Genomic DNA, 22395 nt, shown 5'->3' on the forward strand with positions numbered 1-22395 from the left:
TCTGCGTTACCACCGCGTCCCGGATCTCGTCATTGCGCCGCCTTGACGAAGGACGGGTCGATCATCTGCTCCGGTGTCACATCGGCCTGAAGCAACTTGGCATTCTTGGCGGCCGCTTCGACATCGGCGAACGTCTTGGTGCTGAAATCGCCGGTGAGCGCCGTCTTGTTTTCGGCCAGGGAGTAGTAGCGCACGCCGTCGAAGGCGGTGTTGAGGTCCTTGACGTCGGAACCAACAGCCTTGGCAATGATGGCGCGACCACCCGGTGTATCGGAATTGTAGTCCTTGAGCGCGGCGTCCCAGCTCTTGATCATGGCCAGCACCTGGCCAGGCCGCGACTTGATCACCTCGTCGCGCACCACCAGCACGTCGCTGATCAGGCCGGGATCCTCGCCGGCGGTGAACAACAGCTTGACGTCCTTGTTCTGCGCCATGGCAACGGTGAGATACGGCTCGTAGGTGACCGCGACCGGCACACGACCCGCGATCAAGGCGCCGCCCGCGTCGGCGGCAGGCATCGGAACCGGCTGGACATCGGCGACCGACATGCCGTTTTTTGCGAGCGCGTATTTGAGCAGGATGTCGCTCGTCGTGCCTTCCTCGAAAGCGACCTGCTTGCCCTTGAGATCGGCGATGGAGCTGACGTCCTTGCCGGCGATGATGGCATCGGCCGTCATGGAGACATCGAGCAGCAGCACGATCTTCACCGGCAGGCCGGCCGCAACCATGCCCATCGCCGTGTGGGTAGCGATATTGGCGGCGTCGAGCTGGCCGCTTGCGAGCGCTGCGTTGATATCCTTGTCCTCGGCGAAATTCACGATCTGAACGTCCGACAGGCCGTTTGCCTTGAACAGGCCCTTGGCGTCGGCGACATGCCACTGGCCATACCCAAGCCAGGGCTCGATGCCGATCTTGAACGGACCGGCCTCGGGCGTCGTGGGAATGGCCGCATCGGCCGCATGGGCTGTCGGGGCGGCGGTGAGCCCGAAGGCAACGGCCATCACCAACGCGCGAAATTGTCCTGCTAGGTTAAGCGTCATCTTTCGTTCCCCTTGATGATCAGACCGCTTTTTTACCCAGGCATCCGGTCTGGTGAGACTGCAGGGTTCTGCTCTTGCGGCACTGTGCCTCGGCGTCTTGCCCGCCACTTCATGGTTGAAGTGCTGACACATTTCAGCGTCAGCAGCAGCCGATGTCAAGGCTGAAATACATACATGCATATACAAGTTGGAGTGACTCAAATTTTACGTTGATCCGGCGAGTCCCCCAGCCCGACTGCTCACGTTTTTTCAGGATCGATCCGATCGAGAAAACCGGTCATCCGGTCGGTTCCGCCATCGGGCTCGCTGCCGACCATCTCTTGCTGTTGGAACTCAAGCGTCGCGGCATGCTGCCGGTGGTTGGCGAGCAATGCTGCGATCAGGATTTTTCCTGTCGCCGTGAAATCTCGGCCTGCATTGGCTCGTGGACTTCAGCTTGCTTTGGAAGGCGAGTAGCGGCTGCCGAGCGAGTAGCGGCTACCGGCATAGATCAGCCTGCTGATCGTGGCCACGACTGCCCCCGTCCATGTCCTGCGATGCAGGAGGAGGCAGCAACTGCCGACATCGATGCCGAGATGCTGCGCCGTCTCCTTGTCGGCCGGGATGGCGGAGATGATGTGCTCGACCTCGGTGACCGGGGTCTTCTGCATGAGGTAGTCGTAGGTCGCCGTCTTGGTGAAGTCCTGCTTGTCATAGTCGGGGATCAGGCCCGGATTGACGAAGCGCTCTTCCAGTTGCACCGGCAGGTCGTTCTCGAAATTGACGACGACGGAGTGATAGATCGAGGTGCGCTTCGCAAACTCGAACGACAGCGCGAGTTCCTTCGTCGGCACGATGGTTTCGAGGACGAGGACTTCGGAGCGATGCCTGTTGCCGCGCTCGACGATCTCGGCGGCGATGTTGTTGATCTCGATCAGCGTCGACTGCGGGCGGGGTGGCGCGATGAATGTGCCGACGCCTTGCAGCCGGATCAGGAATCCCGCGGCGGTCAGTTCCCGCAACGCCCGGTGAACCGTCATCCGCGACACACCCAGCGAAACCACCAGCTCGTTCTCGGACGGCAGCTTGCGATCCTTGCCCCATTTGCCCGTTCCGATGTTGGTCAGGATGTAATCCTTCACCTTCTCGTAAAGGGGGCTCGCCGTATCGGGCAAATCGATCATTTCAAAATCCTTTCCGGCAAACCATCGGAAGTCACCGATGCCCGGCAGGTTGCCGCATGCGGATGACTGTTTTCAAGCCATCGCTCTGCCCGGCCAACAGCCGCTCATAGGCGGCCGGAATGTCGTCGAGGCCGATCTCGCGATCGACAAGGGCCAGGAGCGGTTCACTCAGTTCAGCCAGCATCCGCACGGCGTCGGACAATTCGTCGGCGAAGGCATGACATCCCAGCAATGCGATCTCGCGCTCGACCAGAAGATTGGGATCGATGTCGAGGCGGCCATGAAAGATGCCGACCATCGCCACCGCGCCACCAGGATCGAGAACGTCGAGCAACTGGTTGAACGCGGCGATGCTGCCGGTCGCCTCGACGGCCGCCAGTAACGGGGCATGGGCGGTCGCGGCAGCAATGGCGTCGCGGTCGAGGTCGACGATCGTAGCGCCCGTCACCCTCGCCACGCGGGCACACCGCGCCTGGTTACGGTCGCAGACAAGGACCGTGCCGGAGAAGGTTCGGGAGAGCAGCAGCGCGGCAAGACCACCGATCGGGCCGCAACCGACGACAAGCACCGCGCCCGCCGTCTTCGGCAGGCGCCGCACCGCGTGCAACGCCACCGCGAGCGGCTCGGCCATGGCAGCGACCCGTTCGTCAAGGCCGGCGTCGATCACATGCAGCAGCCGTGCCGGCAACACTGCCTGTTCGGCAAAGCCGCCGTCGCAGATTTCGCCGACGAAGCCCAGCGAGGCGCAAAGATGCCGCCTGCCGGCACGGCATTGCGCGCAATGCCCGCACCAGAAACGGGAATCGGCAACCACCCTGTCGCCGACAGCGATGGTATCGACACCTTCGCCCAGCGCGATCACAGTGCCGGTCAGCTCATGGCCTGCCGTCGAGGGCGACCGGCTTATCCATTGGCCGGTGCGGAAATTATGCAGGTCCGAACCGCAAATGCCGGCGGCATCGATCCTGAGCTTAACCCAGCCGGCATCCGGAATGCCCGGCGCGGCGATGTCCTCGACGCGCAGATCGCCCGGTCCATAAAGTCGTGCCGCCTTCATCGCGATCGTCTCCGCTCAGCCAGCGAGATAGCGGTCGCGGATCTCCGAAACCGCATTTTCATGCGAGCTGAAGCCCTCGTAGCGGGCGAGCCTGCGGGCGTGCAGCGCCAGTTCCGGATAGGCGGCAGAGGTAACGTAGCCGACCGACGAGCGCTTGACGAAATCCGTCACCGAGAGCGGCCCATAAGTTCGCGCCCAGCGGCTGGTCGGCAGCACGGCATTCGGCCCGAGGACGAAATTGGCAAGGGTCACCGGCGTATGCGGACCCATCAGGATTTCGGCCGCCTCGGTGATTTGGCCGAGATGCGCGAACGGCTCCTTCGACAGGATTTCCAGATGTTCGGGCGCATAGTCGTTGATGAAGCGATAGCTTTCCTCCAGCGATCCGGTCAGCACGATGCCGCCGCGCTCTCCCGTCAGCACCGCGCGCGAGAATTCCACACGTTGCTCGGTCATGCGCGACCAGTGCTGCGGGATCGCGGCCAGGGCGGCCTCCGCCACCTCGCGGCTGTGCGTCACCAGATAGGCCGAAGAATCCGGCCCGTGCTCGGCCTCGATCAAAAGGTCAAGCGCGGCAAGGCCTCCATCGACGCTGTCATCGGCAAAGATGATGGCTTCGGAAGGCCCGGCAGGCAGACCCGTGTTGATGATCGAGGACAGCACGCTCTTGGCCGCCACCACCCAGGGGCTGCCCGGGCCGACGATCTTGAGCGCCGGCTTCACCGTCTCAGTGCCGTAGGCAACGGCGGCAACGGCCTGGGCGCCGCCGCATTTGTAGACGGTGTTCACCCCGGCGAGACGAGCGGCGACCAGCGTGGCCGCGTCCACCGAGCCATCCGAGGTTGGCGGCGTCACGATGGCAACCTGCGGCACGCCGGCAATGACGGCTGGTACCGACGTCATCATGGTCACCGACGGAAAGGCGCCCTTGCCGCGCGGCACGTAGAGCGCGACCGACGCGATCGGCGTATACCTGTCGCCGGCATAGGCGCCCGGGCGGACTTCCTTGAGCCACATGGTTTCCGGTTTCTGCTCTTCATGAAAATGCCGGATGTTTTCGATGCCGAACCTGATGCTCTCCACGACATCCTTCTCGACCTTGTCGAATGCCGCATCGAACTCCGCTTCCGACACCTTCAGCCCACCTTCGGCAACATTGGCCTTGTCGAGGTCCCTGGCAAACCGGATCAGCGCGGCGTCGCCCTCGTCCCTCACCGCCTGGATGATCGGACGGACCTTTTCGACGAAGACCGACAGATCGCCCTCGGCCCGTTTCAGCAGACCGGCCCGCCGGGTGGCATTGAGGGATGACAGATCGTGGAAGCTGATGTCGGACATGGTATTCCCTTCGGTTGGAACGCAATGTGCCAGCCGGTCACATTGCGGAAGACTTTGTTTTCGAACCTAGCGAGCCGGCTCAGATCGATGCAAGGAAACCGCCGTCCACTGGAATGGACTGGCCGGTTATGTAGGCCGCGGCATCCGAGGCGAGGAACACAGCAATGCCGTGCAGGTCGCCGAGATCGCCGAAGCGGTGCTGCGGGATCTTGGCCAGCATGGATTGCCGCCACGCCTCGTTGCCGTAGAACACCTCCGTCATCGCCGTCCTGAAATAGCCCGGGGCGATGGCGTTGACCCGGATGCCAAGCTCCGCCCACTCCGCTGCCAGCGCCCTCGTCATGCCCAGAAGTCCGGACTTAGACGACCCATATGGCACCGCCGTTGGAATGCCGACCTCTGAAGTCAACGAGCAGAGGTTGATGATGGCGCCGGGACGCCCGGCGTCCCGCATCTGCCTCGCCGCCGCCTGGGCGCAGAAGAACGCCCCTTTGAGGTTGGTGTCGACGATCCGGTCCCACAGCGCCTCGTCGACCTCGAGTGAGGGCCGGACCTCTTCCACCCCGGCATTGTTGACGAGAATGTCGAGGCCGCCAAGCAGGCGGGCTGCCTCGGCGGCAGCCGCGCGGCACTGGCCGACATCGGTCACGTCGAGAGCAACGGCATGCGCAACCCCGCCGGCCGCGCGGATGGCCTCTATCGTCTCCTCGAGGGAAGCCAGGCTGCGCGCCGTGACCGCGACGTCGGCGCCGGCGGCGCTCAGCGCCTCGGCGATGCTGCGCCCAATGCCACGGCTGGCGCCAGTGACGAGCGCCTTCCTGCCCGAGAGGTCAAAAAGAGAAGCGTCGCGCATATGATCCTCCTTGGCCGCTCCGGTTGCGTGGCGGAGAGACTATCAGATCGACTTGCATATACAAGCACGTACAAACAAGTGCGATGCTGGTGACGTCGTCCGCCGCACGCGCGATTGCGTAGCCGAAAGGCCTCCACACCTATCTGGGCGCCAGCGTCGGTTCGCCATCATGAAACGCCACTTCACGGCAACTCTGACGCAATTGTTGTGATTTCCCGAGAGCCATGCTGAATTGCCTGGCGCGCAACCGGCTCGATATTCGTGGGTCTGCCCTCATGGAATTTCTCACGGGGCGTAGTCACTCCACCCACCAAGCCCATCATCGGTCGTAAGAGCCTCGTCCATGCCCGAAAGCAGCCCGCCCAGCAGCCTCTATCGCGAAACGGCCGGCGGCACCGCCAACTATCCCGCCCTTGCCGGCGCGCAGCGGGCAAGGGTCGCCATCGTTGGCGGCGGCTTCACGGGGCTGTCAACCGCCTTGCACCTGGCGGAAGCCGGCGACGACGTCTGCGTGCTCGAGGCCCAACAGCCGGGCTGGGGAGCGTCGGGCAGGAATGGCGGCCAGGTCAATCCCGGTCTCAAATACGATCCCGACACGATCGAGGCGATGTTCGGCCCCGATCTCGGGTCGCGCATGATCGAGTTCTCCTACGGCGCGCCGGATTTCACCTTCGGTCTCATCAGGCGCCTGTCGATCGATTGCGAGGCCCGACAGAACGGCACCCTACGCGCGGCCATCCGCCCGAAGCCGGCAGCCGCGGTGCGGGCCACGGCCGCGCAATGCGAGCGGCGGGGGATGCCGGTCAACATGTTGGACGCGAAGGCCATGGCGGCGCGAACCGGCACGGACAGATACATCGCCGGCATGTTCGATGCCCGCGGCGGCGACCTCCACCCCTTGAAATATACACTTGGGCTTGCCGCCGCCGCGCAGAAAGCCGGCGCGCGGATATTCGGCGGCAGTGAAGTCCTCTCGCTGAGCAGACAGGCCGGGCGCTGGCTCCTCAAGACGGCAGGCGGCTCCGTCAGCGCCGAGAAGGTCCTTGTCGCGACCAACGGCTATACCGGAACCCTGTGGCCGGGCCTGGAGCGGTCGCTCGTTCCGGTGTTCAGCGCCATCGCGGCGACCGAACCGCTGTCACCAGCGGTCGCCGCCACAATCCTCCCCGAAAGGCCGGTCGTCTACGAAGCCGGCAATATCACCGTGTACTATCGCATCGACGCCCAGAACCGGCTTCTCATGGGCGGGCGAGGACCGATGAACCCCATCGGCGATACTTCCGCCATCCGCTACCTCACCGATTATGCGCTACGGCTCTGGCCGGCGCTTGCTGGAACCGGGTGGACACATGGCTGGAACGGCCGGGTCGCAATCACCAAGGATCATCTCCTGCACGTTCATGAGCCGGAAGACGGCGTGCTGATCTGCCTTGGCTACAACGGCCGCGGTATTGCCATGGCCTCGGCGATAGGCAATGCGCTGGCAAATCGCCTTCGCGGCGACGAGACCACTCCCTTCCCGATGCCGATATCGCCGCTGAAGCCGATACGGTTCCATCGCTTCTGGCCGCTTGGTGTCAAGGCGGCGATCCTTTCGGGCCGGGTGAAGGACCGGTTCGGCCTTTGATGAGAAGGGCCCGCCGCTATGCTCCGGCTTCAGCGTCGGACAGTCTTCGGGCGTGCCATCTCAGATGGTCGTCCATGAATTTCGAGATGAAGAAATAGGAGTGATCGTAGCCGTCCCGCATGCGCAGCGTCGGCGCGATGCCGGCCTTGGCGCATGCCGCTTCCAGAAGCCAGAGCCTCACCCGTCATCGAGAAATCCATCCGACGTCCCTTGGTCGACGAAAAGCTCCGGGAAGCGGCGGCATCGGCCGGGACCACGGCAACCTCGGCGGATTGGGGTTTGAATCCCGCGCCAGGTCGGATCAAGCGTCCGCCTCGCCATGGAAATCGGTAGCCCGCATCATCCCGGCAACGCCGCTGGCGTCAGGTAACAGGCTGCGGCCGTCGCACGCGAACGCCATGCGCCCATGGCGAAAAGGGACAACCATCACCGTTTGTTCGGAACCTGATCGGCCAGCGACGGTTTTCCATTCAGGCAAACACGGAGGAAGCCATGGCACGCGACAGGACCGAATATGAAACCGGCGCGCGGAAGTATCCCGCGAGGACCGGCCCGGATCCGAGCGATGATTTCTCGCCCGATGCGGCCGGCAACAAGCCGCCGACAGGCGGAATGGGGCTTACGCGGCCGGCTGATCAGACAAATGAAGAAACACATCAGTCCGAGGACCAGAATCCGCTTGGCAAGGCAACGCCCAGCCCCGCAACCGAAAAGACATCCGGCGCGGGCCCGGCGGTCTCCGAACACTCGAAGGACGCGAAATCTCCAAGATCGGGTCGCCAACCCGGCGCCTATGTCAAGGACTGACGCGGACGGAAGGCGACACCTTAGACAAGCTTTTTGCGTCGCGCAAACCTTTTGGTCTGCCGCGCGTTGAATTTTCTTCAGCCGAGGAGACAGCCATGGAGACGAAATCCCAGACCGGCGGTGAAGCCGCCAAGCAGCGCCATATCCAGCGCGGCATCGATGCCAAGGACAAATCGAAGCGCAACGGCAAGGCGCAGCACGCCATGCAGGCAGGCGCGCGCACCTATCCCGAGCCGCCCTTCCCCAAGCAACATCAGGCGAAGCCCGGACATGAAGCGGCGATCGAACCTGCCCCGCTCTACGATGCACCCTATTATCTCGGATCAAGGAAACTCGACGAGAAAGTGGCTCTCATCACAGGCGGCGATTCCGGCATCGGTCGCGCCGTTGCGGTATTGTTCGCCCGCGAAGGCGCCGATATCGCGATCGTCTACCTGGCCGAGGACAGGGACGCCGAAGAGACGAAATCCGCTGTCGAAAAAGAAGGCCGACGCTGCATCCTGATAAAGGGCGACGTCAGCAACCGGCAGGATTGTCATGACGCCGTGGCGGCCGTGGTCGAAAAATTCGGTCGCATCGACGTGCTGGTCAACAACGCCGCCTTCCAGATCCATTCCAGCGACTTCAGCGACCTGACCGAAGAACATTTCGACACGACGCTGAAGACCAATCTCTACGGCTATTTCCATATGGCGCAGGAAGCGGTGCCGCACATGAAACCGGGCTCGGCGATCGTCAACACCGGTTCGGTGACCGGCATAGACGGCTCGAAGCAGCTGGTCGACTATTCAATGACCAAGGGCGGCATCCATGCCTTCACGCGCGCGCTTTCGGGCAACCTCATCGCCAAGGGCATCAGGGTGAACGCGGTCGCGCCTGGCCCGGTGTGGACGCCGCTCAATCCGTCCGACAAGGAAGCCGACGACGTCTCGAAATTCGGCGCGGACACGCCGATGAAACGGCCCGCACAACCGGAGGAACTGGCTCCGGCCTATGTGTTCCTCGCCTCCCCACACTGCTCGAGTTACATCACCGGCGAGATCCTGCCGATCGTCGGCGGCTACTGAGGTCATCGCAATGTATTTCATTGCCTTGGCGACCGACTATGACGGGACGCTCGCCCATGAGGGGACGGTCTCCAAGAAGACGCTCGCCGCGCTGGAGCGGTTCAAGAAAAGTGGCCGCAAACTGCTTCTGGTCACCGGACGCGAACTGCCCGACCTCAAGCGCGTGTTTCCCGATGTCGGCCTGTTCGACAAGGTCGTCGCCGAGAACGGCGCCCTGATCTACACGCCGGCGAGCGAGGAGGAGCGGGTGATCTCGCCATCGCCGGATCCCGAATTCGTCACCAGACTGAAAAAGCAGGGAGTGAAGCCACTTTCGGTGGGACGGTCGATCGTCGCCACCTGGGAGCCACATCAGGCGACCGTGCTCGAAGTCATCAAGAAAATGGGGCTCGAACTCGAGATCATCTTCAACAAGGGCGCGGTGATGGTCCTGCCGAGCGGCGTCAACAAAGCCACCGGGCTGGCGGCCGCACTCGATGACCTTCGCCTGTCGCCGCACAATGTGGTGGGTATCGGCGACGCCGAGAACGATCATGCCTTCCTGCAGGCCTGCGGCTGCAGCGTTGCGGTCGACAATGCCATTCCCGCGGTCAAAGGCACCGCGAACCTGGTCACGCGCGGCGCACGCGGCAAAGGCGTCGAGGAACTGATCGCCAAGCTGATCAAACACGATCACGGGATCGTGCCGAAGCGTCATGACGGCATTGTTCTGGGATCGGCAGGTGGCGACGACATCTATCTGTCGCCGACCGAAAGCGTGCTCATCGCCGGCAGTTCGGGCATCGGCAAATCCACCCTGGCCACCGCGCTCACCGAACGCTTCGTCGAGAGCCGATTCCAGTTTTGCGTCTTCGACCCGGAGGGCGACTATGATGGCCTCGAGGATGCCGTTCGGCTGGGGGACGGGTCGAGCGCGCCGACAAAGGCACAGGTGCTGGATCTCATCGCCAAGGCCGACAGCAATGTCGTCGTCAACGGGCTGGCGCTGCGTGTCAACGAACGGCCCGACTTCTTTGCCGACCTGCTGCCTGGCCTTGGCAGCTTCCGCCGCCGCACCGCAAGACCGCATTGGCTGGTCATCGACGAAGCGCACCATCTTCTTCCGAAGCGGCGCGACGACACGCGCTCCGTGCTCTCCCTGGAGCTGCCGGGCACCATCCTGATCACCGTCCATCCCGAAGCGATCTCGACCGTCGCCCTGCGCCTGGTTACGGCCGTCATCGCCCTTGGCCCGACGGCGAGGGACGTGGTGAAGGCCTTCTGCGGCGAGACCGGTATCGAGCCGCCGAAGGACATTCCCACACCCAAGGGCGACAGGGTTCTGTTCTGGCGGCCGCAGGTGCGCAAAAAGGCCACGACTATCAAGGTGATCGAACCTCGCCAGTCTCTCAGGCGCCACAGCCGCAAATATGCCGAGGGCCAGCTCGATGAGACCGGCAGCTTCTATTTCCGCGGTCCCGACGACGCGATGAACCTCAGGGCCCATAATCTGATGATCTTTGCTCAGATGGCCGAAGGCATAGACGACAAGACCTGGGAGTTCCATCTGCGCGCGGGCGACTATTCGAAATGGTTCCGCCACCAGATCAGGGACAAGGACCTCGCCCGCGAAACCGCCGAGGCGGAAAAGGACAGGAAGCTTTCGGCCGAAGAGAGCCGCAAACGGGTGCTCGATGCCGTCCGGCGGCGCTACACGGCACCCGCGACGGCGCCTGAGGAGTAGCAGCCCGACAGGAGGCGGTCATGGGCGATGTCGAGACCGGCCGGTTCGCCGACCGCGGTTGGAACCGGGTGACCCAGTTGACGTTCAACCTCCATCGAGAAGGAGAAGCGATCATGCCAAGAGGCGAGAAATCCAAATACACCGACAAGCAGGAACGCAAGGCCGACCATATTGCCGAAGGCTATGAGAAGCGTGGCGTCTCCGACAAGGAAGCCGAGCGACGCGCATGGGCGACGGTCAACAAGGACGATGGCGGCGGCAAGAAAGAAGGCGGTTCCGGGCGTGGCAAGCACACCGGTCATCCAGCAGCGCACAAGGGCGGCAAAAGCGGCGGAAAGGCGTCCGCTTCCCGATCAGCCGCGAGCCGGTCCGAATCGGCAAAGAAGGCGGCGGCGACCCGCAAGAGGAACGCCGAACACCACGCCCACTGACCAGACAAAAGCGCCGGGTCACCTGTGCCGCCGCAAGCGTGCCGAGTTCGGCGTGGCTTTGATCGATCTCGGTGCCTGAGGGTACCCTCGCGGGCACTTCGCCCCGGGCGGCGCAACGCGCGGAGAGCGATGGTACAGGCAATGACGGACAGGTTTGCCCTCCCCCTGGACACGCCTCCCATGGAGGCCAGGGCCGCCGATGCCCTGCCGGAAGGGGAAGGCCTTTGGCAATACGAGCCCAAATGGGACGGGTTTCGCTGCCTCGCCTTCAAGGGCGATAGGGATGTCGAGTTGCGCGCCAAATCCGGCAAACCTCTCGGCCGCTACTTCCCGGAACTCGTCACCATGCTGCAGCAGGTCGAGGCCCGAAATTTTGTCGTCGATGGCGAGATCGTCATCGAGCTCGAAGGCCAGCTTTCCTTCGATGCGCTGCAGATGCGGCTTCACCCGGCCGAAAGCCGCATCCGCAAGCTGAGCGTGCAAACGCCTGCCCGGCTGATCCTGTTCGACATACCGGCCGCGCCGGGCGGGACGATCCTGCTTGGCGAGCCGTTGTCGCGACGCCGCCGGGCGATCGAGGACTTCGTTCAGGCTTGCGCCAGGCCCGGCTTGCGGCTCTCGGCGAGCGCGACCGATCCGGCCGCCGCCAGGCGCTGGCTGGAAGGCGCCGGCCATGGTCCCACCGACGGCGTGGTCGCCAAACTGCTCGCCGACCCCTACCGGCCGGGGGAACGCGCGATGGTCAAGGTCAAACGGTTGCGTACGGCCGACTGCGTGGTTGGAGGATTCCGCTATCTGACCGGCAGCAAGGAGGTCGGCTCGCTGCTGCTCGGCCTCTACGACGAGAGCGGCGAACTCGACCATGTCGGCTTTACCTCGACCATCGGCAGGGATGACCGGGCCAGCGTCACCCGAAAACTGGAAAAGCTGCGTGGCGGACCCGGCTTCACGGGCAAGGCGCCAGGCGGTCCGAGCCGCTGGAGCACGCAACGCAGCAGTGAATGGGAGCCACTGCGGCCGGAACTGGTGGTCGAGGTCCGCTTCGACCACGTCACCGGCGACAGGTTCCGGCATGGCACCAAACTGTTGCGCTGGCGGCCGGACAAGGCGCCGCGCCAGTGCACCATGCGGCAGATCGAATGACGGATTTCGCGCCACGGGCGCCTCTTTGCGAAGTGGCTGGAACAACCGCCAGCATAGCAAGTTGTGCCCCAGCTACACCGCCGGTGGGCTTCACGACAATCGGAGATGACAATCATGGCGACTGCTAAGAAAGCGGCAACGAAGGGCCTTGAAGCCCTGTTCCTCGACGGGCTGAAGGACATTTACTATGCCGAGAAGAAAATCCTGAAGGCACTGCCGAAAATGGCAAAGGGTGCCGAATCCGAAGATGTTTCGGCGGCGTTCGAGAAACATCTGCAGGAGACCGAGGGCCAGGTCGACCGTCTCGAACAGATCTTCGAGCTTCTCGACAAACCGGCCCGAGGCAAGACCTGTCCGGCCATCGACGGCATCATCGAGGAGGGTTCGGAAATCCTCCAGGAATACAAGGGCGACCCCGCGCTGGACGCCGGGCTGGTGGGGGCGGCGCAGGCCGTGGAGCACTACGAGATCGCGCGCTACGGCACATTGATCGCCTGGGCCGAACAGCTCGGCAAGAGCGACGTGGTCAAACTCCTCAACGAGACCCTCGAGGAAGAGACGGCGACCGACGAGGCACTTTCCAGCCTTGGCGAGAGCGGCGTCAACGAGCGTGCCCTGGAACAGGCCGCCTAGCTGGCGAACTGTTGGCCCCGGCGCGCAGGCGACCGGGGCAACAGGATTTCGGAGAATGACGATGGACCCCCGCAAGACAAAGCAACCCGCAGAGCCGGCCGAAGGCCCGGCTGAAACCGAAGGTCCCGCGATCGAGCAGCAGGACTGGGACGCGCTCGAAGGCGCGAAAGTCCTTCCCGACAGCGTCGCGGTGGAAGACGAAGCTGAGGGCGACTTGCCTGAGGAAGATGACGACAACGCCTACCAGGAAAGCGACGAGGCATTGCCCGACGATGTCGAGGAGGCGGTCATTTCACGCGATCCTTCAAGGCAAGGCGGCCGTTTCGACGAGGAGTGATCCAAGTCCGGTCAGCCGGCCGCATGCATCGGGGGCTCTTCATTCTCGTCGGGATTGGGCAACGGCGCCTCATCGGGTAACCTGTCCGGCTCCGGTTCGCCGATCGGCTTGGGCTTCCAGTTGGGAGCAGGCATGGGCACGTCGCGGTTGGGGTCGGGTTCTCTCGGATCGGGCATCAAATCTGTCTCTCGTTCGGTGGGCTTTCGCGGACGGGCGGCCTGGCGCTGCCGCAGCGCCGGGTGCATGCAGAGCCCGTCCCGAGCGCTCGGGACGGGCTCCGTGCCACGCGGGTTGGCTAACGATTCTTGTGGCTTTGCTCGCCAGCTTTCACATGCTGTTCATGGGTCCCGCCGCGCGTATTGCCGGAGTTGTCGCCTTGCTGGCGCTGGTTGTCACCGGCTTGCTGCTGGCGGTTCTTGTCGTCCATGTTCTTGTGGCTTTGCTGGCCTGCCTTCCCGTGTTGCTCATGGCTACCACCTTGATTGGGCATTCTTCTTCTCCTTTGAGGTTATCGAGGCGAACGGCCGCCTCGAAGGTCAAAGAAACTGGCGGCTCGGACGTTCCCTCACGTAATATTTCGTGAACCGCGCCGATTTCCGACCCAGCTCGTGCCGTCCTGTCTGCTTCGGGCAGGGACGTTGACGGGGCCCGTGGGCGGTCGACTGATGAGCTGATACAGGATTGTCAGACCGTTGCGCTGAGCGGTATCTACGCAGCGACGAGCGGGCTAGTTGAGCTGGCCGAGAATTCCAGAGCTGTTGGCCAGCACCAGACTTTCGTAGATCAGGTACACTATTCCGCAGATCGCTGCTGCCGCTATCGGTACGCCGAATGGCACGATGCCTTTCCGGTCCATATGCTCCACGTAGAGGCGAAACGCTCCCGCCGGCAGCATGAACGGGTTTTTCACAAGCACTGCGGTAGCGACGGCGAAAAACAGGAGCAACACGGTAAAAACGACGAGACTGTTTCCTCCGATCAGCAATGGCATGACAGCCAACAGCTTTACGTCCCCGGCGCCGATCTTGCGCAGGACCCAGAACGGAAAGAGCGCGAGGAACAGCACGAGGCCGCCGATCGCGCTGAGGCCCATATCCCACCACGATCCGGACTGCAGCGACAGTAGCAGCAGCGACCCTCCCCCCATGCAGAGCAACAACAACACATCGCGATTGGCTATCTTCTGGGTGGTGAAGTCGACCCACGCAATCCACGCGAGCAGAGGGATGGCGAGGGCCTTCAGCAGCAGCGCTTCGACAAGCAGCATGCTAGCGCTCGATATTCTGCACGCTCGACGACAGCAGCTTCAGATTGTTGGCTACCGTCGGATCGTTGGGTGCCAGCTCGTAAGCCTTGAGAAAATTGCTGCGTGCATCCTGCAGCTTGCCGCGCAGCAGGTCGGAATAGCCGACATTGTTGTAATATTCGGGCGACGGCCCCATCAGCTTGAAGGCGCGGCCATAGGCGCGGTCAGCAAGGTCGAAGCGGTGGATACGATCACATGAGGCGGCCAAACCCATCCAGGCGCCACCATCATTGGGTGCGAGTTGCGTCGCCTTGAAGAACAAGGCGCCGGCATTGCCGTAGTTTTCTGCACGAAACTGGTTTTTGGCTTCGGCCACCGCCTGGTCCGAGGCGTAATATTCGACGTCGCTGACCGTCTTCAGCCCGTCGAAAGCATCGCCAAAAGACGTTACATCGCCTTTCGAGGGTTCGTTGGTGCGTACGACGCCCATGCCGCTATCGGTCGACTGGCAACCAGCAAGTACGAAAAGCAGCACGCTGGCTGCGGCGGTGAGGCGTATTGGCCCCGTCATTTCGTTCCCCACGGTTCCATCGAGTCGTTTCATTAGGACCAAAGCATATTGCTTAGTGGTTGAAAATGGCCTGCATCCGAATGACAACCGGTAAAAGGACGATCATTAGCACCACCGGGAAAATACAGATACCCAGGGGGATCATCATCTTGACCGGCAGCGCGTTCGCACGCTCTTCCGCTTGGAGAATTCTCTGAGACCGCATTTCGTCGCTGTATACGCGCAGCGCATCCGTCAGGCTGGTGCCGAGTTCTTCCGATTGACGGAATAACACGGCCAACGCCCGCGCCTCATCCAGGCCGATGCGGTCCGCTAGTTCACGCAAGGCCTCCCGCAACGGTTTGCCGGCGCGCAGCTGCAAAGTCATGATCGAAAGCTGTATCCCCAGCCATTTGTGGGTCGCGACCAGTTCCTGGCTTACCCGTTCGACAGCAGCCTCCAGGCTCATACCGGCATCGGCACAGGTAATCATCATGTCCATGAAATCGGGGAAGCCACGACGATAAATTCGCTTCTGCGAATTTTCGAACCGATCGAGCATAATACTGGGAATGACGATGCAAGCGAGCCCAAACAAGGCGGATCCGGCAAGGGTCACGAAGGCGGGCAAAGCTGGTGGCAGCACTTGAGACAGAAGCGCGTACATCAACGAGAAGCCGGCACAAACCGCTCCAAATCGTGACAATGTATAAATCAAGGGAGCGCTTGCTTGATAAAAACCTGCGCGAAAAAGTTTCGCCTCAAGGGCATTGGGCTCGTCCCGCTCTTTCTCGACGGACCGAAAATATGCCTCGATCGGCCGCTGAGCCAAAACTTTAGCCTGCTGCTCAAGGCCGAGCATTGACCGGGGATCGGCGCTCCCCTCGGCTATCAGGGTTTGCGCGACCAGCTTTCGTGTCTGCAACGCGGGCAAGAAAACAAGAGCGCCGAAAAGGAAAATCGCTACCGCCGCCATAAAGACCGCGACGGAAACAAGGAGGCCTAAGTCCTGTATATTTAGGAGTACGTTTATTCTTTCCTCCCGTCAGAAGTCGAAATTAACCATTTTATACATGATAAAGTCACCCAGAAGCGCCCACGTCCCGAAAATCACAAACACGGGCATGATAATCGGATTTCCCCAAACGGCTCCATAGTAAGACGGCGCAAGAAGCAGAAGAATCAAGAACATCACGATCGGGAATAGCGATATGATCCACGCTGATACTCTACCTTCCGCTGAAAGTGCTCTGATCTTCATCCCCAGCTTATGTCTTTCACGCAGTACCGACGAAAGATTGTGCAAGATGCCGGTCAGATTTCCGCCTGTCTTGGCCTGGATAGACAGCGATACGGACAGAAGGTTGAGGCCGTCGAAACCTACTCGTTGTGATAGTTTTCGCACGGCCTGCTCCATGCTGAGGCCAAATGTGATTTCGTCGGACACGATGCCAAATTCGGTGCCTAGAGGATCGGGCATCTCCCGAGCCACGAGACCAACTGCCACAGTCGCGGGATGTCCAGCCCGCAGCGAGCGTACGATCATGTCCAGCGCATCGGGGAGTTGCTTGGCAAATCTCCGGATGCGCTTGTTGCGGGCGCGTCGTAGAACGAGGAGTGGCAGCACAAACCCGGTCACGAAGAAAACGATGAGCGACGCCAGGGTCGAGACACCCATGAAGAATGAGAGAATCATTGCCAGGACAACCCCAACGACAAGAAATGTCGCCGCGAACGTCAGGGGATTCCCCGTAATGCCGGATTGCGTGTAGAGCCTATTCAGGCCCACCAGACCAAAAAGGAAGTCACCGGAGTTTGTCAGCCCGCGCTCGCGCAACAGTCGTTGCAAGGTCTGCTCGGCCGGAGCTTCGTCAGCAAGGCGCTTCAAGCGGCGATTGACCACTCCGGCGCGCGAGCGGCGACCGGCATAAGAAAGATACAGGGCCTCGGCGGCAAGAATGACAGACGCCGCTGCCACCGTGTAAATGAAATAAAGCAGGGATTGGCCGGACAGCATCAGAGCGGAACCTGCGGATTGAAGGCGTCCTTGCCAAAATGATGTCCGAGCGTCGCCGCTTCAGATGAGAAACGAGGACGGACACCAGTTGCGCGAAATTCGCCGATGATGGTGCCTTCAGCAGTGACGTCGCGTCGGACGAAGTGATAAATTTCCTGAAGCTGCACCACGTTGCCTTCCATGCCCGTCAGTTCCGATATCGAAACGACCCGCCTGCCCCCATCGGAAAGACGCTGGGTCTGCACAATGATGTCGATGGCGGAGGCAATCTGCGCTCTGATGGAGTCGTGTGTCATCGGCATGCCCGCCATACCGACCATCTGCTCAAGGCGCGAGATTGCGTCTCGCGGTGTGTTGGCATGGATGGTGGTCATCGAGCCTTCATGGCCGGTGTTCATGGCCTGCAGCATGTCGAAGGCTTCCTCGCCACGCACCTCGCCGACGATGATGCGGTCGGGCCGCATGCGCAGCGCGTTCTTGACCAGTTCGCGCTGGCGTACCTCGCCCTTGCCCTCGACATTGGGCGGGCGTGTCTCCAGCCGGCCGACATGCGGCTGCTGCAATTGCAGTTCCGCCGCGTCCTCGATGGTGATCAGGCGCTCCCTCGACGGAATGTAGCTCGACAGCGCGTTGAGCAAGGTTGTCTTGCCGCTGCCGGTGCCGCCGGAAACCAGGATCGATTTGCGCGATTGCACGGCGATCCGCAACAGATCGATCATCGGCTGCCTGATCGAGTTGAGGGCCATCAGGCGTTCGAGCGAGTACGGATTCTTGGAGAATTTGCGGATCGAGACCAGCGGCCCGTCCACGGAGATCGGTCGCACCGCGATGTTGACGCGGGAGCCGTCATCGAGCCGGGCATCGACCATCGGCGACGATTCATCGACGCGCCTGCCGATGTTCGAGACGATCTTGTTGACGACTCGCAGCAGATGCGCCTCGTCACGAAACCGGATTGCCGTCTCTTCAACGATGCCACGCCGTTCGATAAAGACGCGCTTGTGGGTGTTGATCAGGATGTCTGTGATCGAGTCATCCTTGAGCAGGGGCTCGATAGGCCCAAGGCCCAGCATTTCGTCAGCGGTATCGCTGGTCAGTTGGTCGAGCTCGCGGGCGTTCAGCGGCACACTTCGATTTCGAACGAACTCGCGAACGATCGGACGGATCTCATTCAGGATTTCGTCCTTCGTGGCATTTTCCAGAGCGGTCAGATTGAACCGGTCGATAAGGTGGCGATGAAGTTCGACCTTGAGTGTCAGAAAATCGTCGCCGTTCGATTCAATATCAGCGGCAGGCGAAAGGGACGGTGCGGCCAGGGGTACAGCCAACGGCTCCGCCTTTGTCGCAACCTGCTGTTCGCTTGGTCCCTTGATAAACCGCCCCAGCATAATCCCCTATACTCCCCTCCAGCGCATATTAGAGGAAACTAAACGTTAACCAAGCGACGCACAAGCGCCGGGACGCCTCACGCCAAGCCAATACTTTCAACATAGTTAAGAGTGTACCGGAAAAATATCGTTTTTATTTTGGGTCTCCGCGCTGCCAAACATGAGTGGTACACTAAGCTTTGGGGTATCCGTGCCTCCTGCGTGCTCTGGCGTCGGTGCCTGCCCCATATCTGGCTATAACCCCTTAGATATAAAGGAATATGCCATACCGCTAAAGTAGGTATGACTTGATTAGCTCCACCGCATAATTGTGAACGAATGGTTAAGGAAGCTTGAAAAATTAGACGAATCAAGCTCTTGCTCAAATTTAAGGTCGCTCTCAACGTGAAAGTTCATGTATTGGGAAGTTAAGGAACCGTTAATCCCGTTTGACTCTGCAATTTCTCGGGACCTAGGATCGAGATGACGGGGGATGCTTGGGTATGGAGTTCATCCTTGGCTCTGTCTCGTCGGGTTCAAACCTCCAAGGGGAGAAATTGACATGAAGAAGCTCATGACGATGACCCGGCAGTTCCGCGACGACGAAAACGGCGCTGCCATGGTCGAATACTCTATCCTGGTCGGCATCATCGCCGGCGCGGCCATCCTGGCAATCCTTGCCATCGGCGGCTGGGTCTCCGGCCGTTTCACCGGTCTCTGCACGACCTTGAACGGCAAGGCTGGCGGAACATGCGTCGCCGGTACCGGTGTAGGCACCTGACCCAGTTGGGCATGAAGGGGTGCGATTTTTTCGATCTCTTTTTGCTCACCCTAATGAAGGGAATGCTCGGATGAGAAAACTTCTTGGCGTGACCCGGCAGTTCCGCGACGATGAAAACGGCGCTGCCATGGTAGAATACTCCATTCTGGTCGGCATCATCGCCGGCGCTGCGATCCTCGCTATCCTTGCAATAGGCGGCTGGGTCACAGGGCGCTTTACCGGTCTCTGCGGTTTGCTCGATGGCAAGGCTGGTGGAACCTGCGTCTCCGGCACCGGTGTGGGGACCTGATCAATAGTACCTCAGGCCCGGATCGTAAAATCCGGGCCTGATCCTAAATCGCGGCGGGCGAGTTCCCGCGGTATGACCTAGGGGCTTGGGTCTAATGCGCGCCAATACGTTTATCATGATCGTCCTCGCCGGCGTGTTCGGCGTGCTCGCGGTGGTGCTTGTCAACATCTGGCTGGCCAGCCAGCGTAATGCGATGGCCGAGGCCAACGGCGTCCAACGCGACACGGTCGTGGTGGCGGCGGTGCCATTGAAGTTCGGCGACACGCTGACATCAGAAAAGCTGCGTGAAATTGCCTGGCCGGCGGGCGCGGTTCCGGCCGGCGCCTTCAAGACAACGAAGGACGCACTGGCCGGTGAAGGGGCAAAGCAGGCGCTGCAGACGATTGGTCCCAACGAACCCGTGCTTGCCAACAAGATCACCGGCCCTGGCCAGCGCGCCACGCTTTCGGCAGTGCTGGGCGAAGGGATGAAAGCCGTTTCCATACGAGTCAATGACGTGCTGGGCGTTGCGGGGTTTGTTTTCCCCGGCGATCGCGTCGACGTACTTTTGACCCGCACGGTTCGTGACAGCGATGGCGCGGACAAGAGTTTCGTCGACGTCCTGCTGCAAAGCATGAAGGTGCTCGCCGTCGACCAGGTTGCCGACGAAAGCAAGGACAGCCCGACGGTCGTCAAGGCGGTAACGCTCGAGGCCAGCACCAAGGACGCACAGAAGCTTACACTCGCCGCCGGCGCCGGCCAGCTCTCGCTGGCGCTTCGCCAGGCCGCGGCCAGCAAGGGCGAGTCGACCGAACGTGTGACGCTGTCGGATCTGACCGGCGAAACGCCCGAAGACGTCGCCAAGCGACAGGCCGAACTCGACAAGAAAGCGGCCGCGGACGCATTGGCGGATGCTGAGCGGAAGCGTGCCGACGACAAGATTGCCGGTCTCGCCCAGGCTGTGGAGAGGGTGGGAAGCCGCCTTGACGAGTTGGGCAAGGTCAAACCCACTCCGGCCGTGGCGTCGGCCCCGGAAGTGCGCGAGGTTGTCAAGGAAGTGGTCAAATATGTGCAGCCGGAACCGACGAAGACTGTAACAGTGGGCGTATTTCGTGGCGTGAAGCTCGATACATATGACGTGCCGCGACAACCATGATAAGATGCAGCTAATGAAGTGGGGCTGCCAGCGGTAGCAGCAGTGGGGAGACGGGGATGCAGGGGTTTTGCGTAAGGATAGCTGCGGCCGCGTTGTCCTGTCTGGCGGCGTTGTTGCTAGCGAGCCTTGCGGCCGAGGCGACCGACCGCTTCATCGACGTGTCGAATCCCAGCGTCCATCGTGTTTTCCTGCCGATGTCGCAATCGGTGACCATTCAGGTGAATGCCAATCTCGGCGACATTGTCGTTGGCGACGAGAAGATAGCCGATGCCCAGCCGATGACCGACCGCACGCTCTATGTCATCGGCAAGGGCGCCGGCACCACCACGGTCAATCTGTTCTCCCCTGAAAAGCGTTCGCTCGGCGTTATCCAGATCGAAGTCGGCGTCGACGTCAGCGACATGGCGGCGGCGATCCGTCAAGTGTCGCCACGGTCGCGCATCGAGATCGGCTCGGTCAACGGCAGGGTGCGGCTTGGCGGCCATGTCAAGGACGGCGCCACGCTGGCGGCGATCATGGAAGTGGCCCAGCAATATGGTCCCGACGCCATCATCAATGCCGTCACCGTGGATGAAAGCCAACAGGTCAATCTCGAAGTGCGTGTGCTGGAGGCCAAGCGCAACGCCGGCCGCGATCTCGGCGTGTCTTTCAGCGGCACCAACGGCAGTGGCTCGACTCGGCTTGGGACTGGCATCGGTACGGTCGACAAGAACGGAGAGGAACTCGGAGCCGGCAGCTTGGTCAGTGGCCTTCTGTCAAAGTCGAATCCCTTCGCTGCCCTGATCACCCAGGTGATCGACAGCCACCTGAAGGTCGACCTGATCATTGAAGCGCTCGAAGCCAAGGGGGTCGTGAGGACGCTCGCTAATCCGAACCTCACCACGCTTTCCGGTGAGCAGGCCAGCTTCAACGCCGGCGGCCAGGTCCCCATCCGCAGTGTCGACAAGAATGGCGAGGTCCAGATCGAGTACAAGCAATTCGGCGTCAACCTGCTGTTCACGCCGGTCGTGCTCGACGACGACAAAATCCATATCAGCTTAGCGCCTGAGGTCAGCGACCTGACCGGCTTCACCAGCGCCGGCGATCCGATCTTCACCAACCGCAAACTGTCAACCGTGGTCGAGTTGCGCGACGGTCAGAGCTTTGCCGTCGGCGGGCTGCTGTCCAGCAAGACCACCAGGCTGCAGAACCAGGTGCCGTGGCTCGGCCAGGTGCCGGTCATCGGCACGCTGTTCCGCAATTCGAGCAGCCAGAAGGAGGAGACCGAACTGGTCGTCATCGTCACGCCGCACCTCGTGCGGCCGGTGAAGCCCGGCGAGCAACTGGCGACGCCCTTCGACAAGACGCGGCCGGCCAACGACCCGGAACTCTTCCTGCTCGGGCAGCTCGAGGTGAACAAGGACATGATCCGAAAATATGAAACGGGCGACGGCGTCACCGGCCCCTACGGCCACATGCTGGACTTCAAATCGAAGGACAAGATGCTCTATGTCAAGAAATAGCGCCTTGATCCTCATTCTGTGCGCCGGCGCGCTATCAGGCTGTGCCGCCGATTATCTGAACCATTACGACACGGTGACCTTGGCCGCCGGCGACACGCAGAAGTTCAACTCGATGCTTCAGACGGTCGACCCGCTCAATCCGGCATCCAGGAACACGCATATCGAAGGCGACGGCACGCGCGCCGCCGCCATTGCGCACAACTACAAATTTCCGCCGCCACCGCCGCCACCACCAGCCATCACGGTCAATGTCGGCGGGTCGGGTGTGACAACGCAGTCGAATTGAACG

The 22395-nt window shown here is 61.7% G+C and carries 26 protein-coding genes and 1 pseudogene; 13 read left to right on the top strand and 14 right to left on the bottom strand.

Going from position 1 to position 22395, the window contains the following annotated elements; genetic code table 11:
* Nucleotides 1-29 precede the first annotated feature (29 nt).
* From C7I87_RS20350 to C7I87_RS20370, 6 genes are all read right to left on the bottom strand, one after another.
* Complete coding sequence (locus C7I87_RS20350; RefSeq protein ID WP_149905897.1) at nucleotides 30-1040, bottom strand: ABC transporter substrate-binding protein; 1011 nt, start codon at nucleotides 1038-1040, stop codon at nucleotides 30-32.
* A gap of 239 nt (nucleotides 1041-1279) precedes the next feature.
* Nucleotides 1280-1411 (bottom strand): hypothetical protein, encoded by a 132-nt coding sequence (locus tag C7I87_RS36500; protein ID WP_281409065.1) that lies wholly within the window; start codon nucleotides 1409-1411, stop codon nucleotides 1280-1282.
* Nucleotides 1412-1471: 60 nt separating this feature from the next.
* Entirely contained in the window at nucleotides 1472-2203 is a 732-nt protein-coding gene (gene hutC / locus C7I87_RS20355) for a histidine utilization repressor (RefSeq protein ID WP_149905898.1), read from the bottom strand.
* Between the two features lie 31 nt (nucleotides 2204-2234).
* Entirely contained in the window at nucleotides 2235-3260 is a 1026-nt protein-coding gene (locus C7I87_RS20360; RefSeq protein WP_149905899.1) for a zinc-dependent alcohol dehydrogenase, read from the bottom strand.
* A gap of 15 nt (nucleotides 3261-3275) precedes the next feature.
* On the bottom strand, nucleotides 3276-4598 hold the full coding sequence (gene hisD, locus C7I87_RS20365; RefSeq protein ID WP_149905900.1) for a histidinol dehydrogenase: 1323 nt from the start codon (nucleotides 4596-4598) through the stop codon (nucleotides 3276-3278).
* 79 nt (nucleotides 4599-4677) lie between these two features.
* Nucleotides 4678-5451, bottom strand: coding sequence for an SDR family NAD(P)-dependent oxidoreductase (locus C7I87_RS20370; protein ID WP_149905901.1), 774 nt, complete (start codon nucleotides 5449-5451; stop codon nucleotides 4678-4680).
* Between the two features lie 343 nt (nucleotides 5452-5794).
* On the opposite strand from C7I87_RS20370, the gene C7I87_RS20375 reads away from it, so the two are divergent.
* Nucleotides 5795-7078: an NAD(P)/FAD-dependent oxidoreductase gene (locus tag C7I87_RS20375; RefSeq protein WP_149905902.1), complete on the top strand. Its 1284-nt coding sequence runs from the start codon at nucleotides 5795-5797 to the stop codon at nucleotides 7076-7078.
* A 16-nt stretch (nucleotides 7079-7094) separates the two neighbouring features.
* On the opposite strand, the pseudogene C7I87_RS20380 reads toward C7I87_RS20375, so the two are convergent.
* Nucleotides 7095-7315, bottom strand: a pseudogene (locus C7I87_RS20380) (S-formylglutathione hydrolase); the annotation flags it as partial.
* 255 nt (nucleotides 7316-7570) lie between these two features.
* Here C7I87_RS20380 and C7I87_RS20385 point away from each other — a divergent pair.
* The 7 genes from C7I87_RS20385 to C7I87_RS20420 all read left to right on the top strand — a co-directional run bounded on the left by C7I87_RS20385 (nucleotide 7571) and on the right by C7I87_RS20420 (nucleotide 13219).
* Nucleotides 7571-7885: a hypothetical protein gene (locus tag C7I87_RS20385; RefSeq protein ID WP_149905903.1), complete on the top strand. Its 315-nt coding sequence runs from the start codon at nucleotides 7571-7573 to the stop codon at nucleotides 7883-7885.
* Nucleotides 7886-7980: 95 nt separating this feature from the next.
* Nucleotides 7981-8952, top strand: coding sequence for an SDR family oxidoreductase (locus tag C7I87_RS20390; protein WP_149905904.1), 972 nt, complete (start codon nucleotides 7981-7983; stop codon nucleotides 8950-8952).
* A gap of 10 nt (nucleotides 8953-8962) precedes the next feature.
* Complete coding sequence (locus C7I87_RS20395) at nucleotides 8963-10675, top strand: HAD family hydrolase (protein ID WP_149905905.1); 1713 nt, start codon at nucleotides 8963-8965, stop codon at nucleotides 10673-10675.
* A gap of 113 nt (nucleotides 10676-10788) precedes the next feature.
* A complete protein-coding gene (locus tag C7I87_RS20400; protein ID WP_023771230.1) occupies nucleotides 10789-11106 on the top strand; it encodes a hypothetical protein in 318 nt (105 codons plus the stop codon).
* 129 nt (nucleotides 11107-11235) lie between these two features.
* Nucleotides 11236-12249 carry an ATP-dependent DNA ligase gene (locus tag C7I87_RS20410; RefSeq protein WP_373424746.1) on the top strand — a complete coding sequence of 338 codons (1014 nt, stop codon included), beginning with the start codon at nucleotides 11236-11238 and terminating at the stop codon, nucleotides 12247-12249.
* A gap of 114 nt (nucleotides 12250-12363) precedes the next feature.
* On the top strand, nucleotides 12364-12882 hold the full coding sequence (locus C7I87_RS20415) for a YciE/YciF ferroxidase family protein (RefSeq protein WP_149905907.1): 519 nt from the start codon (nucleotides 12364-12366) through the stop codon (nucleotides 12880-12882).
* Between the two features lie 55 nt (nucleotides 12883-12937).
* Nucleotides 12938-13219 (top strand): hypothetical protein, encoded by a 282-nt coding sequence (locus C7I87_RS20420; RefSeq protein ID WP_373424747.1) that lies wholly within the window; start codon nucleotides 12938-12940, stop codon nucleotides 13217-13219.
* Nucleotides 13220-13230: 11 nt separating this feature from the next.
* On the opposite strand, the gene C7I87_RS20425 is transcribed toward C7I87_RS20420, so the two are convergent.
* From C7I87_RS20425 to C7I87_RS20455, 7 genes are all read right to left on the bottom strand, one after another.
* Complete coding sequence (locus C7I87_RS20425; protein ID WP_149905908.1) at nucleotides 13231-13395, bottom strand: hypothetical protein; 165 nt, start codon at nucleotides 13393-13395, stop codon at nucleotides 13231-13233.
* Between the two features lie 119 nt (nucleotides 13396-13514).
* Nucleotides 13515-13709, bottom strand: coding sequence for a hypothetical protein (locus C7I87_RS20430; RefSeq protein ID WP_149905909.1), 195 nt, complete (start codon nucleotides 13707-13709; stop codon nucleotides 13515-13517).
* Nucleotides 13710-13946: 237 nt separating this feature from the next.
* Nucleotides 13947-14486 carry a prepilin peptidase gene (locus C7I87_RS20435; protein WP_149905910.1) on the bottom strand — a complete coding sequence of 180 codons (540 nt, stop codon included), beginning with the start codon at nucleotides 14484-14486 and terminating at the stop codon, nucleotides 13947-13949.
* Between the two features lies 1 nt (nucleotide 14487).
* Nucleotides 14488-15036 (bottom strand): tetratricopeptide repeat protein, encoded by a 549-nt coding sequence (locus C7I87_RS20440; protein WP_149905911.1) that lies wholly within the window; start codon nucleotides 15034-15036, stop codon nucleotides 14488-14490.
* Between the two features lie 52 nt (nucleotides 15037-15088).
* Nucleotides 15089-15991 (bottom strand): type II secretion system F family protein, encoded by a 903-nt coding sequence (locus tag C7I87_RS20445; protein ID WP_149905912.1) that lies wholly within the window; start codon nucleotides 15989-15991, stop codon nucleotides 15089-15091.
* A gap of 69 nt (nucleotides 15992-16060) precedes the next feature.
* Nucleotides 16061-17032: a type II secretion system F family protein gene (locus C7I87_RS20450; RefSeq protein WP_149905913.1), complete on the bottom strand. Its 972-nt coding sequence runs from the start codon at nucleotides 17030-17032 to the stop codon at nucleotides 16061-16063.
* Nucleotides 17032-18420, bottom strand: a complete 1389-nt coding sequence (locus tag C7I87_RS20455) for a TadA family conjugal transfer-associated ATPase (RefSeq protein WP_149905914.1) — start codon at nucleotides 18418-18420, stop codon at nucleotides 17032-17034. The genes C7I87_RS20450 and C7I87_RS20455 overlap by 1 nt, the downstream gene beginning before the upstream one ends.
* Nucleotides 18421-18961: 541 nt before the next feature.
* Between C7I87_RS20455 and C7I87_RS20460 the strand changes: the two genes are divergently transcribed.
* From C7I87_RS20460 to C7I87_RS20480, 5 genes are all read left to right on the top strand, one after another.
* The gene (locus C7I87_RS20460; RefSeq protein WP_149905915.1) at nucleotides 18962-19180 is read left to right on the top strand and encodes a Flp family type IVb pilin; all 219 of its coding nucleotides are present in this window, start codon (nucleotides 18962-18964) and stop codon (nucleotides 19178-19180) included.
* 70 nt (nucleotides 19181-19250) lie between these two features.
* Complete coding sequence (locus C7I87_RS20465; protein ID WP_149905916.1) at nucleotides 19251-19469, top strand: Flp family type IVb pilin; 219 nt, start codon at nucleotides 19251-19253, stop codon at nucleotides 19467-19469.
* Nucleotides 19470-19563: 94 nt separating this feature from the next.
* Nucleotides 19564-20604, top strand: coding sequence for a Flp pilus assembly protein CpaB (gene cpaB / locus C7I87_RS20470; protein WP_149905917.1), 1041 nt, complete (start codon nucleotides 19564-19566; stop codon nucleotides 20602-20604).
* Nucleotides 20605-20660: 56 nt separating this feature from the next.
* Nucleotides 20661-22106 (top strand): type II and III secretion system protein family protein, encoded by a 1446-nt coding sequence (locus tag C7I87_RS20475; RefSeq protein WP_149905918.1) that lies wholly within the window; start codon nucleotides 20661-20663, stop codon nucleotides 22104-22106.
* 4 nt (nucleotides 22107-22110) lie between these two features.
* Nucleotides 22111-22392 carry a hypothetical protein gene (locus tag C7I87_RS20480; protein WP_246696325.1) on the top strand — a complete coding sequence of 94 codons (282 nt, stop codon included), beginning with the start codon at nucleotides 22111-22113 and terminating at the stop codon, nucleotides 22390-22392.
* Nucleotides 22393-22395: the final 3 nt, after the last annotated feature.

The organism is Mesorhizobium sp. SARCC-RB16n, from assembly GCF_008520305.1.
Lineage (GTDB): Bacteria > Pseudomonadota > Alphaproteobacteria > Rhizobiales > Rhizobiaceae > Mesorhizobium.

Coding starts and splice junctions, on each gene's coding strand:
- C7I87_RS20400 (WP_023771230.1), top strand. CDS start 10,789: ATGCCAAGAGGCGAGAAATCCAAATACACCGACAAGCAGGAACGCAAG.
- C7I87_RS20475 (WP_149905918.1), top strand. CDS start 20,661: ATGCAGGGGTTTTGCGTAAGGATAGCTGCGGCCGCGTTGTCCTGTCTG.
- hutC (WP_149905898.1), bottom strand. CDS start 2,203: ATGATCGATTTGCCCGATACGGCGAGCCCCCTTTACGAGAAGGTGAAG.
- C7I87_RS20395 (WP_149905905.1), top strand. CDS start 8,963: ATGTATTTCATTGCCTTGGCGACCGACTATGACGGGACGCTCGCCCAT.
- C7I87_RS20430 (WP_149905909.1), bottom strand. CDS start 13,709: ATGCCCAATCAAGGTGGTAGCCATGAGCAACACGGGAAGGCAGGCCAG.
- cpaB (WP_149905917.1), top strand. CDS start 19,564: ATGCGCGCCAATACGTTTATCATGATCGTCCTCGCCGGCGTGTTCGGC.
- C7I87_RS20410 (WP_373424746.1), top strand. CDS start 11,236: ATGGTACAGGCAATGACGGACAGGTTTGCCCTCCCCCTGGACACGCCT.
- hisD (WP_149905900.1), bottom strand. CDS start 4,598: ATGTCCGACATCAGCTTCCACGATCTGTCATCCCTCAATGCCACCCGG.
- C7I87_RS20420 (WP_373424747.1), top strand. CDS start 12,938: ATGACGATGGACCCCCGCAAGACAAAGCAACCCGCAGAGCCGGCCGAA.
- C7I87_RS20385 (WP_149905903.1), top strand. CDS start 7,571: ATGGCACGCGACAGGACCGAATATGAAACCGGCGCGCGGAAGTATCCC.
- C7I87_RS20455 (WP_149905914.1), bottom strand. CDS start 18,420: ATGCTGGGGCGGTTTATCAAGGGACCAAGCGAACAGCAGGTTGCGACA.
- C7I87_RS20445 (WP_149905912.1), bottom strand. CDS start 15,991: ATGGCGGCGGTAGCGATTTTCCTTTTCGGCGCTCTTGTTTTCTTGCCC.
- C7I87_RS20375 (WP_149905902.1), top strand. CDS start 5,795: ATGCCCGAAAGCAGCCCGCCCAGCAGCCTCTATCGCGAAACGGCCGGC.
- C7I87_RS20415 (WP_149905907.1), top strand. CDS start 12,364: ATGGCGACTGCTAAGAAAGCGGCAACGAAGGGCCTTGAAGCCCTGTTC.
- C7I87_RS20460 (WP_149905915.1), top strand. CDS start 18,962: ATGAAGAAGCTCATGACGATGACCCGGCAGTTCCGCGACGACGAAAAC.
- C7I87_RS20350 (WP_149905897.1), bottom strand. CDS start 1,040: ATGACGCTTAACCTAGCAGGACAATTTCGCGCGTTGGTGATGGCCGTT.
- C7I87_RS20440 (WP_149905911.1), bottom strand. CDS start 15,036: ATGACGGGGCCAATACGCCTCACCGCCGCAGCCAGCGTGCTGCTTTTC.
- C7I87_RS20465 (WP_149905916.1), top strand. CDS start 19,251: ATGAGAAAACTTCTTGGCGTGACCCGGCAGTTCCGCGACGATGAAAAC.
- C7I87_RS20435 (WP_149905910.1), bottom strand. CDS start 14,486: ATGCTGCTTGTCGAAGCGCTGCTGCTGAAGGCCCTCGCCATCCCTCTG.
- C7I87_RS20390 (WP_149905904.1), top strand. CDS start 7,981: ATGGAGACGAAATCCCAGACCGGCGGTGAAGCCGCCAAGCAGCGCCAT.
- C7I87_RS20425 (WP_149905908.1), bottom strand. CDS start 13,395: ATGCCCGATCCGAGAGAACCCGACCCCAACCGCGACGTGCCCATGCCT.
- C7I87_RS20370 (WP_149905901.1), bottom strand. CDS start 5,451: ATGCGCGACGCTTCTCTTTTTGACCTCTCGGGCAGGAAGGCGCTCGTC.
- C7I87_RS20450 (WP_149905913.1), bottom strand. CDS start 17,032: ATGCTGTCCGGCCAATCCCTGCTTTATTTCATTTACACGGTGGCAGCG.
- C7I87_RS20360 (WP_149905899.1), bottom strand. CDS start 3,260: ATGAAGGCGGCACGACTTTATGGACCGGGCGATCTGCGCGTCGAGGAC.